Below are 17,170 nucleotides of genomic sequence, written 5' to 3'. Positions count from 1 at the left end.
CTACTTTGATTTCTCCAATCTGTTGGTTTGCGGCATTCCTCGTCGCTCTCGTCGCGCTCTACTATTCCATACACTTGGAACGGCACAACTATCAGCACAAGCTCTTTGGCTTCGAGATCAATTCCAACCGTCGTATCGTCGCCTTTGGAATTCTCGCTCTTGGCGCCTTTTGCCTATTCGCCCCCGTCACCTGGGCGCAGTGCTTTTCTTCCGATCTTGGCGAAGGCTGGGAGCCGGGAACCTTCAACTTCATTAGCTGGGTTATTACCAACTTCTTTACCGTGGGATGGACAACAACCATCCAGACCGGTCTCACCGATGTGACGTCAACCGTCTATGGCGCTATTCCCCTAGGCGGCGGTATTGTCGGCCAGGTATTCAACCTGCTCTATTCGCTGCTCACACTCGCATACATCATCGCCCTTCCCGTTGAAATTGGCCTGTTTGCCTTCAACGCTGTTGCCACGCGTCTCTCGGGCAGCGTTATCAAGCGTCATCTCAAGTACGCCGACCATGCAATTATCTTTGAGAGCGTCGACGCTAACACCGAGCTGCTCGCTCGCGATATCGTCGACAACATCAAAAACGGGACGCTCAACAAGAGCAATAACAATGGCGACATCGCCCTCATCTTTTGCCTAGACAACGATGAAGACGGCGAACGCCAGCGTGTGCTGCGCAATCTCTGCCAGGGCTACGTGCGCTATGTGTTCACCGACACCGAGGCGGCAGACGTGCTTGCAACGATTGCAGCGCTGCACGATACAGCCAAACACCTGGTTGCAGTCGACGTTGTCACGACGAGCGAAGAGGCCGAGCACAACGTAAGCGCAACGATCGATATGATCGAAGCGACACACAGGGAGCCCCAGAGCGACGGCACGCCCAGGATTACGCTCCATTGCACCCACAAGAACCCCGATGATGCCCAGATCTTCGATGCCATCAAAACCAAAAATGAGCCAACCTGTCTTCATTTGATCTCGCGTGTACAAGACGAGATCTACGATGTGCTCGAAGAAGCTCCACTCTACAGCGTGCTCGAGCCTATCAATATTTCCGTAAACCCCAATCCTAGGCCTCAGAACCTCACCGTCCTCGTTGTCGGCGCAGGCGATTACGGCATGCAGGCTGCACGAACAACATTCTGGATGGGCCGCATGCCGGGCGTCCGCCTGAACATTGTGGTTGTCGACCCCAATGCCCGAGCAGTACTAGAGCGCGAAGCGGCTCGTTATCCCGAGATGTTTGGCGAAAGCTGCGACGGTGAGCCCACCGTGCGCTTCGTGGAGGCCGAGGCGCCCTCGATTACAACTGATCGCCTTATTGCAGGCAGCGCTGTCGCCGCATTGAGCTACGACATCCAGAATAAGTGCGTGTCGTCCAAGACCGAAAGCGCGCTTATCCCCGATGACGCTCGACTTTACGCCTTTGTGACCATGGGAGATTGCAGCCAAAATCTCTCATACTCGCTCATGCTCCAGCGCCAGATCTTCAATCGCTTTGTTGATCAGGGCACACCGGATTACACCAAACAGCAGCCCGTCATCTGCCCCCATATCGAAAGCGAAGAGATTCTGGAGGCCCTCAGAAGCCTCGATAAGACCAATGGGACCGGCGGGGACGCTAATAACATCATGCATCCGTTTGGCGCTCGTAAAACGTTCTACACCTACGGCAACATTATCGACGACGAGCGCGAGCGTCTGGCCATCCAGCTTAATGCGGCATACGACCTTTGCTTTAATGGCTCTATCAAGAGTGATTTCGACGCAACGCTGGCCGCTGATAAAGCTGTTGAAAGCTACAACGGAAAGGAATCCAACAAAAGTAGCAGCCGAGCTTCAGCAGCACATATCTCCTACCGTTTCTGGGCACTTGGCTATAGCGCCGCCGATGTGAAACAAGAATCCTTCGAACTGAACTGGAAGGAAAAGCTGCAAGGCAAGGTCACGTCGGTCACCGAACAGGCCAACGTTGCTAGCGCGATATTAAGCTCCGTCGTTCCCGACGCAGCCACCAAAGCCGAGTTCGATGCCAGCGAGCAGAAGAACCGCGAGGAATTCGCCCTTATCTGTCGTTTAGGGGACATGGAGCACGATCGTTGGCTTGCCTATTGCCGGGCAACGGGCATGACCGAACTGGGACACGGCACCGTCGAACAGGAACGCGAGCAGCGTATGCGTGCAGCAGCCGTCGATGCGTTCCTGAGTGGCAAGGCCAACAAGAGTGGGGCCGAAGGCGTTCGCAAGTCCGACATCCTCATGCGTCACGCCTACATGACGCCCAACAACGACGTACTCGGCGCCCGCGGGTTCCTGCTAGGAAAAGACGTCTACGCCTACGACCGAATCATCGCCGCTCTTTCTGCCCGAATAGCCAAGGGAAATGTTGTCAAACCCAAGAAGGACACGAATAAATAACGGTTTTCAATTGAAAGGATTGCGATATGGGAAAGCCATCCGCCGTAAATTCAAAGCAAGACAGCGAGGGGCACACCCTTCTGCACATATTCGTAAGCTATCGACGCGCGGACAACGCATTCAACCACATGCTCGATATCGCTGACAGAACCCTAGATATGCTCAACACAAGCGAAGATATGCTTGCTTTGACTGACTATCGAATTGACAAGTTCACCGATATCGTCTCCATCGATTACGGGCAGCGTTGGGAACAGAAAGTGAATGAAGCTCTCGAAGGCTCGGATATCCTGCTTGCTTTCATAACGCCCGGCTATATCGAAAGCAAGAACTGCTGCCACGAATACAATCATTTCCTGGAAAACGCTGAGGGAGAAAAAGAGGAAAAAACTGATAAGGATGACAAGCCTCGCCGGTGCATTCCAGTTTTTTGGACAAGCCAAGATAGGATTGAAGCGAATCTAAAAAAGAAATATGGCGAAAGCCCCAACGGAGAACCCGCTGCAAGAGAAAAATCCAGTCAAACCAGCCCGGACGGCCATGACGACGAAAACGATCGTGACGAGCCATTCGGTAAAGAACAGACCCGCGAAATCCGCGATAAGGAAAGCGGCGACGAAAGCGCCTCCGGCAATCCCTCAAAAGATAAGAACTCAGCAAATAACGCCCGTAGCACTTGGGAGGCAATCAAAGAGTTCAATGGCCTGGAGGCGGTCCTCCCTAAGTTCATTGAACTTCTTAAGGATGATGCGCAGGGCTCTGATTACGATTTCGTGAAGGACTGCATCGTTCGCTGGCTTGCTAACAAGATTTTCATCGTTGCAGACTCAATCATTAAGAACAAACAAATGGTTGAGAAAGAGGGTTCTACGATTACGGAAGCGAAGACGGTCAAGCCATTAGACGACGAGCTTGCCGCTGCACTTTCCGGCCATGTTTTTCATCTCTCGACAAAGAGCTCCGAAGGGACTGCTCATGTGTCCAATGGCGTTTTTATCGTCGAAAAAGGCACAAAAATTGCCAAGGATCTTACGGTAAGCTGCCCAGCCTCCGTCATCAAGCAACGCAAGGCGCATGCAGACCTCATAGAGGATTACGTGCTCACAGGTGACATTGCGTTTTCGAGCCCCTCGGCAGCAGCGGGATTCGTAGCAGGCCGAAGCTCCAACGGCAAAACTATGTGGACGACCGATGGGAATAAAACCATCAACGACCTTGAGGAAGAATACAGGAAGGGAAAACAATCGTAAGAGGAGAAAAAGGGCTGGAAGGTAAAACCGTCCAGCAATACAGACGAAAAGAAGCGGGACTCGGAAATAACCGAGCCCCGCTTCTTTTCGTTCGCTTATAGCTTTACAGCAGGTATTACCTTGGCGTTCCAAAGGACCCTACCGCTCCTCCAGCGTCCATCCCTTCTGGGTGCAAAGATCGCGCAGGGTAGCCACCAGATCGGCATTGGTGTTGCTGTCGACCACGATCTTGTCGATGTGATCAGCGGCAATGTTGAGCTTGGGGAACGAGTGGCTGCAACCCGACAGGTTAAGTTCGCCGACATTGCAGGTAATCTCGAGTGCGCCAAGAATGTCATCGTTCGAAAGATCAATCTTCTCGACGTCGCCCTGAAGGCCTTGGTCAACGGTAAAGAACATCAGGTTCTTAAGACCCGAAGCGTTGATGGAATTGACAGCACCCTTAAGGCCTTCAATACAAAAGGAATTGAGCTTGGGGCAGACGCTCAGATCGAGGTCCTGGGTCGTCATGTCACCAAACTTGAGCACCTCGAGTGCCTCGAGCTCGCTAAAGTCTGCACTCTTGGCGCTCAGGGTATTGATGCCAAGCGTATCGAGCTTGTCCAGCTTGCTAATGGGCGTGAAATCCGTCACCTCTTCGGTTACGACCAGCCTCGTGATGCGCTGGGTCTCCTTGGCGGTCAGCTGGCCATCGTCATCGTTATCGTAGTCGGCAAGCAGCCCGTGCAGAGCATCATCCGTGATCGCATCAACATCGACGAGACCTTTTTCTTTCTTGGTCTCGGAGCCAGAGGCGTCAGTTGAGCTCGACTCTTTAGAGGCGCTCGACGAGGCTCCCCCGCCGCCTTGCACGTCACCGACGCCGCCAATCACGGAGAAAACGGCAACCGCGCCTATGACCACAACCGCCGCAAGCACTACCAGGGCGCGAACGCCGCCCAAGCGAGAGACGGCTTCATTTGCACGTTCAGCCGCCTGTCCATTCGGCTGGCCGGCAGGGCGAGGGATCCGACTTGTCGAACGCCCCGGCGTCTGCTGCGCCTGCCCAGCAGACTGTTCGGTTGCCTGCCCGTTCGGACGCATATTCACCCGCACATCCGGCGTCTCGGCAGCCCGCTCATGAGCCCCGCCCGAAGGCCGCTCGGTCACACGCTGTACCCGTTCGTTATCCCGCCAAGACATGTCGGGCTTAAAGTTCGCCATACTGCTTCTCCTCACTTGAATGCAGCGTCACTGCTGCTCCATGGTGTAGCCGTAGTCACTGCTCATTTTTTGCAAAAACTCGACCATGCCGCTGCCCGTGTCGCTGTCGTACAAGATCTTGCCAACGCAATTGGGCGAAAACGTAATATCGAAGGCATTTTCCCTGCCTGCGCCGCACAAATTGAGCGTTTCGACTCTGCAACCGATCTTCAGAACGTCAAGGTTCACATCACCCGACAGGTCAAGTGTCCCAATACTGCCATCAAGGCCTTCGATCTGGACGTTCGTCAACGAGGACATGTTTTTGGCATTCAAGGTATCGACGGGGCTCTCGAGCCTGTTTATGGCAACGCGCTGTAGCTGAGAAAAACGTGTGAGGTCAACCTGAGGCACCGAGCAGTCGCCAATGGACAGATGAATGATATTGCTAATGGAGCTTATGTCGTAGCTTTCGCTGTCGTAGTCGCCAATGCCAAACGTCGTGATGTTGTGAAAGTTGGCCAGCAGCGGAAGCGAATCAAACGACTCGACGTCGATTGATCTAGCTTCATCCGCAGTCTCTTGCGAAATATTGCCGTCCTCATCTGCATCGAGCGCTAAGTCCGAGCGCAGCGCCTCGTCCGTAATCTCATCGAGCGTGAGCACTGTGGCCTTTTTCGCTTCTTCCTGGTGGCGCTCTTCTTTTTCCTTTTTACGCTGAGCGCGTGCCGCCTCGTCTTCTTGCTGCTGTTTGGCCTCGGCACGCTGCTCGGTCTGCCGATTGGTGTCGGAGATGCCGCTTGTGATGGACGTGACCGCCACAATGGCGATGACCACCACCACGGCAAGAACGATCACCACGCGCGGACCGCCCAGGCGGTTCACGATATCGTTGACATCCGATCCGTTGGACCCGGCGCCCCCGCGGCCAGACCCGTTCTGATTAATTGCCATCCGTGTTTCCCCCTCCGCCGCCTACAGGCGGTCCTTGTCGAAGTAGTCCGCGTCGCGCCAGTCGCCGCGCCAGCGGTAGGCGTGGGCGTTCTCGCGCGACCAGTCGCTCAGGTGGCGCAGGATGAAGCGGCTCATGTCGTCCGCGAGCGGCTCGATCGGCCCCACGCGCCGCGCCTCGGCCGCCCGCTCCCAGAACGAGTACGCCATGAGGTAGAACGTGCCGGCGTCGACGTAGTCGCCCGGGTAGGCGGGGTCGTCGAACCAGCCGTGCGTGTCGGGCGTGCCGTTTTGCTCGCACCACTCCGCCACGTTGAGGGCGAGGCTCATCAGGGTCGTGTAGTCCTGCGGGTCGCCCGCGGCGAGCGCCTCGTGCAGGTTAGACATGGGGCCCTCGGCGCCGTAGGCCGGGTAGTACAGGTCCCAGATCCTCGACGCCGCGTCGTCGGTGAGCTCCATCTGCGAGGGGCGGTCGCCCAGGCCGTCATCGTAGACGGGCGCGTTGGGATCCTCCCCCGTGAAGGCCCCGACGCCGTAATCGAGCGTGGAGGCGCTGTTGCGGGCGCCGCGGGTCGCGCGGGCCATGGAGCCGAAGACCGAGTAGCCGCTGTGGTAGCCGCGGACCGTCTCGGTGACGAGCCGGCGCAGGCTGAAGTTCGCGTGGGCGCGGTCGCGGGCCTCGCGGGTGGCGGCGGAACCGCGGAAGAAATACGTGGCGCCGATGATCAGTTGCTTAATGATCATGCTCAAAGGGCCGGCAATGATTTCCGTCACAACTACGAGAAGGCCGATGAATACAACGGCGCCCAAAGCGAATGGATTGAATGCGCTATACCCCGGTGCCGGAAGCCCCGTATGCAACACATCGTCTCCGCCAACGTTCAAGTACATGCGGTACCAGACCGAGCAAAGTCCCCAGACCGTGAAAATACGCAGCGGGAAATACCGAACAATGGTGGGAATCGCGTCCACGATGCGCGAAAGATTGATGTTAAAGCGAGGGCGATTCGCGCCCTCGTTGTTAACCGGAGTAGCCGCCTCTGGATCGCCCGGGAGAGGCACACCGGCGCGACGCGCACGCAGGCGGTCGAGCCGCTCCTGGGCGGATGGGGCTTGTGTCTGCGGAGCACCTGCCGAAACACGTGCCCCCGTCGCCTGCCTCGAAGTCGGCACCGCATCCCCCTGCTGATCATCAACGCGAGAGCTATAGAGGCGCGCAAGTCTCTCCTGCGCCGACATGCCCCCTTGCTGGTTATCGTCTGCCATGTGTTCTGCCTTTACCTAATTAATAATGGAAGTGTGTCTGGGCATAGCGGTTAAGCGCATATCCAAACTCCCTGGTCATCGTCTTGATGGTGTGCGTCTCCATCTTTCTGGTCTGAGGATTACGCCGGTTGAAGACAAACGTGGGCATAAACCCGCTCACTTCCTGGAAACCGCTCAGCGAATTAAAGGGAATGATGATCGGCGGATTGGAATTACCCGGAGCGAAAAGTCTACCCGCCACCGCCTTGCTGTTGCCTATGCCGGGGACGAGCATCTTGAGCGCGGGGTGATTGTCGAGCGTCGAGCCCTCACGCTTGGCGACAATCTCGAGGTGGTTTTCGAAAATCCTGATGGAGCACGGGCGTCCGTCATACGAGCCCAAGCCCTCATTGATCACCACGTCATTTCGGATTTCACGTTGCGCCATGTTCGAACGAGAGCGTGCATTCGTCTGAGAGCCGCGCTGGGGCGCCGCGTTCTCAATACCCAACATGTCGTCAAAAGCGCCCATGGCACGTCGCTCGGTGCCATGGAGACCATCGTTTCTCCGCGGCGCAGCCGAATTGCCGGCATTCGGGCCGGCCCCCGAATAGCCTCCCGGAATCAGCTTACGAAAATCTAAAGTTGGCATGGTTGAATTTCCCCTTACTTAATAAAACATCCGATGAGAAATATTACGGCGATAATAGCGCCCACCATTCCGAACGCCTGAAGAACCGTTACGACGCCCCAAAGTAAAAACGCGATGACCAGCGGGCCCAACCAAATCCAAGACCACGACAGTATTGACGCGGCGCTGCCAGGATGCTCGTCATCGCCCAGCACGAAAATGCAAATGAGTGCATCAACGGCGATAGCGGAGACTACCTCGATTTTGGCTATCACATCGCCGTCAATGAACACAGTGCCCATAAACCCAGACGCACTAATCACGGCCGACGCGATAATCAAAAGGCGAATTGCCAATCTGCCAAGCCTATCCATAACCTCAGGATCGGCGTAGAAGGCCTTGCCTTCGGAACCAAACGAAAAATCGGCTCCCTGTGCCATCGGAAGATCCTCATCAACGCCCACCATCAAGAGCTTTTCCACCGTAGCGCCCGTGCGGCCATCAAAATCGACGAGTTGAACCAGACGGCTTTCGAGAAGATCTGCGTTGGCCGCCAGATCGCTGTCGAGCGATTGAACGCGGTCAACCGCGGAAAAGGAACGGAGCAGGTTCAAGGCCAAGAAGCCAAAGATGCCAACAAACGCCGCGACCAAGAACAGTACTGCGAGCGGGGCGAGGGAGCCACACATAACGATGAACTGTCCAAAAGAGCCACGTGCGCATAGGATGGCAACGAAGTAGATTACTGCCACAACGCATGTCCAGCGCAGCACCCGGCTCTGCTCTTTCTTTACAGCTTCAATACGCGCGGCAGTATCAGCGATGCCTTCAGTCATGCTGTAGTCCTGAGTATCCCGTTGGATAGCACCTTCGAGCGCACCATCCGCCTCGTTTCGCTCGTCCTCGAGGAATTGAGAATAACTGGCGGAAGGCGTCAGGTTCGTATGAGCCAAAAGCCTGATTCCGATGCCATCGAGTAGATGTTCATCCGCACCGCCTGCAAGCAGTTCTGCCACATATCCGCGTGGCACTGCCTCTCCTCGTGCCTCGGCACAGAAAAGAGCATTCAACGTAAGCGGTCGAGTAAGAAGAACGTCCCTCGTCTGCCAGCCATTCACATAGGGAACAGGTGTCACCTCCATGTCGGCACGAAGCTTGCTGCCTTCGATTCGGATATTGGAGCCCGCTTGCATGAGCGAAGCAACCGATGCTTGCACCGAAGGAGATAGGCCGCGAAGATTGACGATTGCGGATTCTCCGGCAGAGCCCGGAAGCGCCTCGTAAAGAGCGGTGTGCTCAGAAAGCCAAATCCAGCCTGCCATATTGCCGTATTTGCGGTAGAACGCACGCACGGGAGCCTTGTTGTCGGCGACACGGTCCATGAAATCGAGTACGACATCAACGTCAATTGACCCGCCACTCTGGGCGTCACCGCGTGCCTTGATAATAGCGTCCATGGAAACGTCTCCTGCAAAGAGCAGGAAGAACTCATCGACAGTGCGAGACGTCGAGCAAGTGGCAAAAAATGCCCGGGGGTTCTCAATGAGTCTCTTGATCTCTTGCTGGGCCGCAGCATGAGTTTCCAACTCGTCGAACGTAAGGAAGCCCTTCAATAGGCAGGCAGCAAAATGCGGATCGTCGGAAGCAACGGCAAGATCCTCAATTGCCTTGATATTCTCGGCAATAGTTGCAACCGACTCGTCATGCTCGCCTTGGCGGGAAAGAACGTAGGAAAGAAAGCCCGAGGGGAGCACGCCCATAGACTCGGTGCCGTCAAGCCCCGACTTCACCGCATAGCGATCAATTTCTACATTTGTCATGTTGGCAATGCGCGCCGGAAGATTAGTTTTTCCAGCACCTAGCGAAACATCTTCGCCGCGCCACGAAATGATCTTGCCGCCCGACATTTCGTAGATCACGCAAGCAAGATTGAAATCGTAATTCGGTTTTTCTCCGCCCTTCGCTTTCGCCTCGGTGATCGCATGGATCTTTGTCTCGAGGTCATTTTCGTTCCATTTACGCATCTGGCGCTCGAGCTGCCACTGCTGCATGCGCTGCTTTGCCTCGTCCCAATGAGACGCGAGTCCACGAGCAAGCGACACGGGATCGGTATAAAGCCTGCCGACAAATTCATACGGCGCATGGCCACTCTTGAAATCGAAGAGGGGTAGCTGACGATAGAAGTGGTCGGGGTCAGCGATCCAGTCTTTAATTTCTTCGTATCCGAAGCGCTTGTTTGCAAGCTCAAACGTAAGGCCTTGCAGTAGACTGCCCAAGGTAGCGTCATCAGGGTGGGTGAACTCAACAGGTTGACCCGTATCCAGAAAATCTGCGATGGTGTTATCATCTATCCTTTGTTGGAGCGGATGAACATTGCCCTCATAGAGCGTCCAAATGGTATAGCCAAACGAATACCAATCGTTGCTGGGGTCGACCCTGCCACCGCTACCTGGCGTATAACCATTAGAAATCGTTACGGTGTTGGTAAGGCGATCGTCAACACCCGAAAGCGAGCGAGCAGAGCCGTAGTCTCCAAGCACGATTTGCTTATCGTACAGGTATACATTCGATGGCTTCACATCACGATGAACGATGCCGAACTCAGTGTGAAGCAGGTTAATCGCATGACTCAGCTCCGGAATCACGCGGCTTTTGACCATATGCTTGCTACGGGGACGGTCGCTAAGACAGGTAGCCTTGGGAGTGATGGCAATATCCCAAAGCTGGGGAGCTATGGCCCCCCCTTCGGTCGCGCTCAGGCCCTGATGCAAATAGGCAAAAATCGGCAGCAAGTGCGTTTCCGACACAGGACGATCGTTGAGGCTCATGACAGCGCGTACGGTCTTCTCATATTCCCTACGCTTTTTTTCCACAAGTGGGCTAAACACCTTGGCAACACATGCGAGGCCGTCATCCACCCGCTCGGCAGCAAAGACCGTGGACTGACCACCATGACCGACAACCTGACCCAGGTGAACAATAAACTGCTGGTCGTCACGTGAGGTAATCGTCACATCTTCCGGAACGAAAGGGGATACGGGCACGGAGGAAGCAGCGCGAACGTCCCCACGAGAAACGGTCACCGTTTCGCCATTGGAATTTGCCACCGCGCCGCGTGGGACCGTTATCGTTTGACCGCTAGAAGCGGCAGGTCGCGTCACCGTTACGGTCTCGCCCGCAACGGACGTCACCGGCCGAGAAACCATGACCGTCTCGCCGCCAGCGGGAGCAGCCATCGGCCTTGCAACCGTAACGGTCTCGCCACCAGTCACAGAAAATGGACGACTCACCGTCACCGTCTCGCCGTTTGCCCTAGGAACCGAGCGGTCCACCGTTACCGTCTCGCCTGTCGACGGGGCATCGCCGCGGCGAATGGTCACCGTTTCGCCGGACACCGGAACAGCGCCTCGGCGCACCGTCACGGTCTCACCCGGTACAGGAGCCTGATTGCCGTGATACACGGTGACCGTTTCACCGTTTACGGGTACGTCCCCACGGCGGACCGTCACGGTTTCATCGTTGCCGGTACCGCCATCTCGGTGTACCGTTATCGTCTCATCAGACATCTTTATTCCCCTATCTCAATCACGATCAGCGTCGCATCATCCGTCGAACCGTTCATGCGGGCCTCGGCATACAGCTCCTCGCACAGCTGCGCACAGGTCGAATCGCTCGCAAGCATCTGCTGCAGGCGCGCAAGGTCAATCTCCCCATCGATGCCATCAGAGCAGATTAAGTAGCGATCGCCCGGAAACAACGTGGTCGTATTGATCTCTAAGTTTCGTCCGCCTTGATTAAGACCGACCGCCAGCTCAATGCAATGCGAGACCGACTCATCGCTGTACTCAAAACCAACGCCGCCCAGACGGGATTCGGGCGTATGGTCGTAGCTCAATACCGCAAGTACGCCATCGCGCAAGCGATACACACGCGAATCGCCAGCATTAAAGATTGCGGCAGACCCATCATGCGCCACCATAAGCCCGGCAACCGTGGATGCGGCAACGGGCAGGCCATAACGGGCCGCATAGGACTCAACATCGTTCTCAGCGCGCTCGCCCGCCATACGCAAACGATCCTGCAGGACATCGATCGAATCGGCTCCAAAAACCTGAGTCGTCTGTGCAAATGCCTGAGCGGCGAGCGTCGAGGCGGCCGCTCCGTGCCCGCCTTCGCTCACGCCGTCAAAGACTGCCATGCAGCCCATTTCGCGCTCGCAATCGCCCACCAGACCATAGCAAAGGACATCACCGTCAAGAAGCAAACGGTCCTCGTTGACGGGGTGATTGGTTCCCGCTTGAGTTTTTGCTGCAGCGATAAACTTCGTCATCGCCAATCGCCTCCCATCGATCCGGGCACGAGCTCAAATGCGATATGCGCATCGTCGCCCTCGCCCTGCGGCACGGCGCGTGCCACCATGCCGGGGCGACCGCGCCACTCGGCGCGGTGTTCAAACAGAAAATCGGAAAGCCCGTTAAGGTAACCGCTCTCCACCAGGTTGCCAATACCACGGCCTCCCTTGGCTTTGACGGCGTCCGTCATGGCAATGGAGTGCAGCAGCTCGCGGGCGGCATCGGTCGCCTCAACCGTAATATCGGGCTGTGCCTTATGCACGTTGCGGTTAACGGCATCGATCTTGGAATTGAGGATCTGAAGTGCCACGGCATCGTCGATAAAGTTGAAGATCACCACGTTGTCGCCGATACGGCCCAAGAACTCGGGCTTAAACTCGCGATCCATCTCGGTGCGCACGCGCTCGCAAATCTCGTCATAGGGCGTGTTGGGCGCGATAGTATTACGAACTTCGTTGCCCTGCGCATCGATCTCAATCTTGGAAAAGCCGATGTTGCTCGTAAAGAAGATGACCGTCTCAGAGAAGTACACGGTATTGCCCTGGCCATCGGTCAGGCGGCCATCTTCGAGGATCTGCAGGAACTTGTCCATAATGCTGGGCGCGGCCTTCTCGATCTCGTCGAAAAGAACCACCGAGAACGGATTGGCCTTGACCGCATTGGTGAGCTGGCCGCCCTCGGCATAGCCCACGTATCCCGGAGGAGCACCAAAGAGCTTTTGGTCGGAGTTTTCGGCACCGTACTCTGACATATCAAAACGCAGCATGCTGCGCTCGTCGCCAAAGAGGAGCTCCGTAATGGCCTTAACGATCTCGGTCTTACCGGTACCGGTGGGACCGCTCAAAAACAGAACACCCTTGGGTTTAGAGCCAGACGAATGGGTAGCACCCGAAAGGCCCATAACGGAGCGCTTGAGCACGGTGACGGCCTTCTCAACGGCCTCGTCCTGACCCTTTACACGGCGCTTGATCTTTGCCTCGGGATCCTCTTCGAGCTTCTCGAACATCTGCTGCCATTTGTTCTCGCGAAAACCGTACTTGTAGACGTCGACGAGCTTGGGAAGGATGGCCTCGATGGAAGCCTCGGGGTTTTGCATGTCGCGCTGGTACATACGCTGCAGGCCCTCGAGCTCCTTAACGCTCATGCCGTCGGTGGTATCGATAAAGCGGCGCACCGCACGGTCATCGGAATCGGACAGCGCCTCACCAAAGCCAAACTTGCTTTGGATGTAGGCCTCGCGCATGTCGCGGTCGGGATGCGGCAGCGTGATGGTGCGCAGGAAGGGGTTTTCCTCGATAAACCACACGGGCAGGTTGCGCACGTTATCCGTTACCAGAATGAGCGTGTTGACAGCCGTGCGGTTAATAAGGCGTGCTTTGCTGGCGCCAAGGTACAAGTTGAGGAAAAACTGCGTCTCGTCGGGCATAAGACCGGTCGAGGATGCAAGCAGGCGCGACGCCATGTTGACGATCACGCAAAGCGGCTTGGCCTCGGTGCCGTCATCGGGATTGTCGTTGTATTTAAGGCGCAACATTGAGCGGATGACCTCGCCGTATGAGGGCAGGCTCGACTGCTCGGTGGCATACGCCTGGCGGCCATCGGCGATGCAGGCGTTCGCCTCCATCATGCGGTCGTCGCTCTTAGAAGCCTCGTCGTGCGCCAGCGACACCAGACGTTTGCAATCGACGTTGCCCATGCTGCTCGAGAACAGCTGGATGGGGTCAAAATATGCCACGTTGTACTCAACTGAGCCATTGGCGTCTTCGAAAAGACCGCGCACAACCTCGGCGAGCTCCGAGAACTGAAGGCCGCCGTCAACCACATCGGGATACTTGTCGTTAACGTTGCCCTCAAGGATAAAGAGGCTCTTCACCCCTTTAAAGTTGAGCATCTCGCGCTGCCAAGATTGGCGCTCGAAATCAGTTGCCATGTGTTATACCTCCTTGACAGGAAATTCGTGGTGGTAGCGGTTAGCAATGCCGACGGTGTTAACAGTGCCGTCCTGAACAAAGTTCTGAAGCTGACGAGGCTGCTGAAGATACTGGTCGTAGTCATCGTGCGGGCGGTCGCTCAGATAGATCACGCGCTGGTTAGTCGAGCCGCGCAGCGCACAATCGGGCACGTTGAGCTCGTCTACGTACGGACCGTCGATCAGCACATCGATAAGGGACTTAAGCGTCTCCCACGTATCCGCACCGATCACCTGCGGCAGCTCTTCAAACGTGAATCCGGTGTAAACGAGAATGTCGTCGTAGGCACAGCGGATCGTTGCCAGCAGCTTCGCGAGCTCTGGTGCCTGCTCGAGCGGATCTCCACCCGAAACTGTCAGTCGATGCACGCCATGTTCGTGCGCCGTATCGAGCAACATCTGCGCAAGCTCATCAACGTCGACATCCTGCTCGGGCAGCTGCATCCTAAGTTCGGGCGAGATACATCCGGCACAGTGCTTAGAACAGCCGCTAGTCCAGATTGCGATGCGCTCGCCTGGCCCCAGAGAAACGACAGGCGCGAGCATCTGGCTAACGAACATCCGAGTAATCCTCGCCGGGGTCGAGCGTACGATATACGGCAGACGTGCGCGCGAGCGAACAGCCACACTCTTCACAGCCATCCCCGACCTTTGCGCGCTCATCGGCAACAAGGTGTAGACGGCCACACTCGGGACACTCGACAAACCAGCCCTCAATGCCGGCAGACGGGCTGGCGGCTGGCGTGGCGGGTGCCGCAGCGGGCGCGACGGCCGCAGGCCGCGGCGCAACCGCCGTCTGAGCCTGCGTGGGCTGCACCGTAGGAGGCTCCTCCACGGTGACCATCAAACGTAGCTGGGCAAACTCACCAGATGCCGCCGGGATCAGCAGCACGTCACCGGTATGGATCTGCTGGGACACGCCGGGAGCCAAGTTAAGAATCTGGCCGCCGCGCATAAGAGCCGTTCCATTATTGGAACCCTCGTCGGCAACCAACCACGCGCCCTGTTCAAAGCGAACGCTGGCATGCTGCCGAGATATTGCAAAATTCGACGCCATACTGGGAAACGCGTTGCGCCCAAGCACGGTCATGCCCGTGAGACGCAGCTGCTCACCCATAGCTGGATCGGCAAGCGTAAGCACAGGAACCGCAGGAGTAGCTGCAGCATTCGCCATGGGTTGCGGCGCGGGCTGGGGCATTGGCGCGGGCGTCGGCTGTGGCGCGGCAACCGGAGCGGGCTGCGGAACGGGCATGGGGGTAGGCTGCGGCATCGACATGGCCGCGGGCTGCGGCGCGGGCACAGGCATCGGTTGTGGCACGGGCGCCGGCTGAGGCATAGGCGCGGGTGCTGGCTGCGGCGCGGGCACGGGAACAGACTGATACACCTGCTGGGACGCAGACTGTTGAACCTGTGGTGCATCACCCATCGAAGAAGTCGCAGGATAGACGGCGGGCGCTGGACGTTCACCGCTTGGTGCAGCGAAGTCTTGCACCGGAGCAGCAGGCGTCGACGGCACAGGTTCTACGCCGGCGGGACGCGGAGCGCCGCATTCCTCGCACATATCGCGCTCGTCATCATTATCAAAACCGCATTCTGGGCATTCCCATGTCATGGTTTACCTCATTTCCCTTTGCTTGAGCTGACTTGCTTGACGGCGATTACGCAGACGACGCTCCGCATCTGCGGAAGGCGTGGGCGGCACGTAATCGTGCGGATGGATCTCGACGGCGGCAGCAGGATTCGCGGCCTGCGTGGTCAATCCTGCACCCTCGGCCGGAACGGTTACGCCATAGGCTTTAAGATCCTCTTCGAACTGTTTGTAGAAGTCGCAGAACTCAATCTGGTCCCTATAGACCTTCTCGACAGTCGCTTGATCCTGCGGCTTCATGTCCTTGATGATGGTCGGATTATCAGGATCCTCAGAAAACTCCTCGGGGTTGGCTGCGACAACGCGGATGATGAGTCGATCTCTTTTCGTGCTGCGCAAAAGGGCGATGGCCTTGTTCTGCTTGGTGTCAAACATCAATCGCCAGGGCTTTCCCGAACCCTCCATAACGGCATAGCGAGTAACGTTAATACCGCGAGCGGCCATGACCTCGTTGATAGAACGCTCGATATAGTCGTCTTTCATAGCATTGGCAAGGGCAGCCTCCGCTTCATCGTTTGCAGCATAGACATCTTCGATCTCGTGCAATTGCTTAAGCGGCAGACTCTTTCCGTAACGGTTGTTGGCACGTTCGATGCGCGCACGATACTCTTCATAGACTCGGTGCCGTTCGCTCGATTCATACGTAGCGTTTTTTACTACGTATTCAAAATCATTCATCATCTTCATCGCCGCTAGGCGATCATCGACGCGCGAATCAGGCCCAAGTGCATCAAAAGCGGCACGAACGCTCTCAAACTTTGCAGAGATACGGTTACGAAGGGAAATATCGAGTGCTTCGTCCTGCATAAGCGGCGTAACACGTCCCGCCCAAGTCTCAAACGCGCGAGCCGCTTCTTCGAGCGACCCTTCCTCTTGTTTAGTTGTTGATTCGGTAAGGTAACGGAGTGCCTTCTTCAGGTCCACTCCGCCGCCGGGACCAACAACATAATTCGTAATTTCCGCGACATGCTGAGCGCGAAGCCGCTCAGCAGTCTGGATGGCCTCAAGTTGAGCTTGCGACTGCTGAACGAACTGCTCTCTATGCGCTTCCGAAACCGTTGTGGGCAGCAGGGCGCTAATCTCCCCGAGCAGAGCCGGAATCTTAGCGCGAACCGTTTCGGCATAGCGCATGTTTACCGCTTGCATTCCGCTGGGCATATTGCCCAATGCCTCTTGGGAAAAAGCCTCGATGCGAGCATTGATCAACCGATCAAAGTATGCCGAAACCGAACCATCGGTGTCTTCAATCTTAGAAAGTGCTTTGGCTTTTATCCCAGCTAGAGAGCTCTTATATGACTGAATGGCCGCTTCAACGCGCTCCCGCTCCAAGGCTATGGCCGCCTCAACGCGTTCCCGCTCCAAGGCCCTGGCTGCCTCAGCGCGCTCCCGCTCCCGGTCTTCGCTCCGCTGCGCCCAAACAAACTCATCCTGCTCTCGCGTGGTCATCTTGTTCCACTGTTCCCGCGTGATTCCATATGATGCGCTGAATGAATAGCTCATATCGTTCCCCTGATTGCCG

At 56.6% G+C, this 17,170-nt stretch carries 12 protein-coding genes; 2 read left to right on the top strand and 10 right to left on the bottom strand.

All coding sequences use genetic code 11. The features are described 5' to 3' along the window. Nucleotides 1–5: 5 nt before the first annotated feature. Together DXC90_RS01340 and DXC90_RS01335 are read left to right on the top strand one after the other, a co-directional pair. Nucleotides 6–2,423, top strand: a complete 2,418-nt coding sequence (locus tag DXC90_RS01340; RefSeq protein WP_117734416.1) for a hypothetical protein — start codon at nucleotides 6–8, stop codon at nucleotides 2,421–2,423. 26 nt (nucleotides 2,424–2,449) lie between these two features. Continuing rightward, entirely contained in the window at nucleotides 2,450–3,673 is a 1,224-nt protein-coding gene (locus tag DXC90_RS01335) for a DUF4357 domain-containing protein (protein ID WP_117734415.1), read from the top strand. Between the two features lie 138 nt (nucleotides 3,674–3,811). Here DXC90_RS01335 and DXC90_RS01330 read toward each other — a convergent pair whose 3' ends face one another. The 10 genes from DXC90_RS01330 to DXC90_RS01285 form a co-directional block, all read right to left on the bottom strand. Next, the gene (locus DXC90_RS01330; RefSeq protein ID WP_147326595.1) at nucleotides 3,812–4,876 is read right to left on the bottom strand and encodes a hypothetical protein; all 1,065 of its coding nucleotides are present in this window, start codon (nucleotides 4,874–4,876) and stop codon (nucleotides 3,812–3,814) included. Nucleotides 4,877–4,903: 27 nt separating this feature from the next. Beyond that, complete coding sequence (locus DXC90_RS01325; protein ID WP_117734413.1) at nucleotides 4,904–5,809, bottom strand: hypothetical protein; 906 nt, start codon at nucleotides 5,807–5,809, stop codon at nucleotides 4,904–4,906. 21 nt (nucleotides 5,810–5,830) lie between these two features. Beyond that, nucleotides 5,831–6,979, bottom strand: coding sequence for a hypothetical protein (locus DXC90_RS01320; RefSeq protein WP_147326594.1), 1,149 nt, complete (start codon nucleotides 6,977–6,979; stop codon nucleotides 5,831–5,833). A gap of 112 nt (nucleotides 6,980–7,091) precedes the next feature. Continuing rightward, nucleotides 7,092–7,703, bottom strand: coding sequence for a hypothetical protein (locus tag DXC90_RS01315; protein ID WP_117734411.1), 612 nt, complete (start codon nucleotides 7,701–7,703; stop codon nucleotides 7,092–7,094). 14 nt (nucleotides 7,704–7,717) lie between these two features. Next, nucleotides 7,718–11,248 (bottom strand): hypothetical protein, encoded by a 3,531-nt coding sequence (locus DXC90_RS01310; protein WP_117734410.1) that lies wholly within the window; start codon nucleotides 11,246–11,248, stop codon nucleotides 7,718–7,720. 2 nt (nucleotides 11,249–11,250) lie between these two features. Then, nucleotides 11,251–12,012 carry a PP2C family serine/threonine-protein phosphatase gene (locus tag DXC90_RS01305; protein WP_117734409.1) on the bottom strand — a complete coding sequence of 254 codons (762 nt, stop codon included), beginning with the start codon at nucleotides 12,010–12,012 and terminating at the stop codon, nucleotides 11,251–11,253. Next, nucleotides 12,009–13,964: an AAA family ATPase gene (locus tag DXC90_RS01300; protein ID WP_117734408.1), complete on the bottom strand. Its 1,956-nt coding sequence runs from the start codon at nucleotides 13,962–13,964 to the stop codon at nucleotides 12,009–12,011. Before DXC90_RS01300 ends, DXC90_RS01305 begins: the two co-directional genes overlap by 4 nt. A 3-nt stretch (nucleotides 13,965–13,967) precedes the next feature. Beyond that, nucleotides 13,968–14,564, bottom strand: a complete 597-nt coding sequence (locus DXC90_RS01295) for a 4Fe-4S single cluster domain-containing protein (RefSeq protein ID WP_158550192.1) — start codon at nucleotides 14,562–14,564, stop codon at nucleotides 13,968–13,970. Beyond that, entirely contained in the window at nucleotides 14,554–15,564 is a 1,011-nt protein-coding gene (locus tag DXC90_RS01290) for an FHA domain-containing protein (RefSeq protein ID WP_147326593.1), read from the bottom strand. The genes DXC90_RS01295 and DXC90_RS01290 overlap by 11 nt, the downstream gene beginning before the upstream one ends. Nucleotides 15,565–15,618: 54 nt before the next feature. Then, nucleotides 15,619–17,151 (bottom strand): hypothetical protein, encoded by a 1,533-nt coding sequence (locus DXC90_RS01285; RefSeq protein WP_117734405.1) that lies wholly within the window; start codon nucleotides 17,149–17,151, stop codon nucleotides 15,619–15,621. Between the last annotated feature and the right edge of the window lie 19 nt (nucleotides 17,152–17,170).

The organism is Collinsella sp. TF09-1AT (assembly GCF_003436895.1).
Lineage (GTDB): Bacteria > Actinomycetota > Coriobacteriia > Coriobacteriales > Coriobacteriaceae > Collinsella.
The sequence above is the reverse complement of the archived record's forward strand: the minus strand, read 5'-3'. Positions and strand labels throughout refer to the sequence as shown.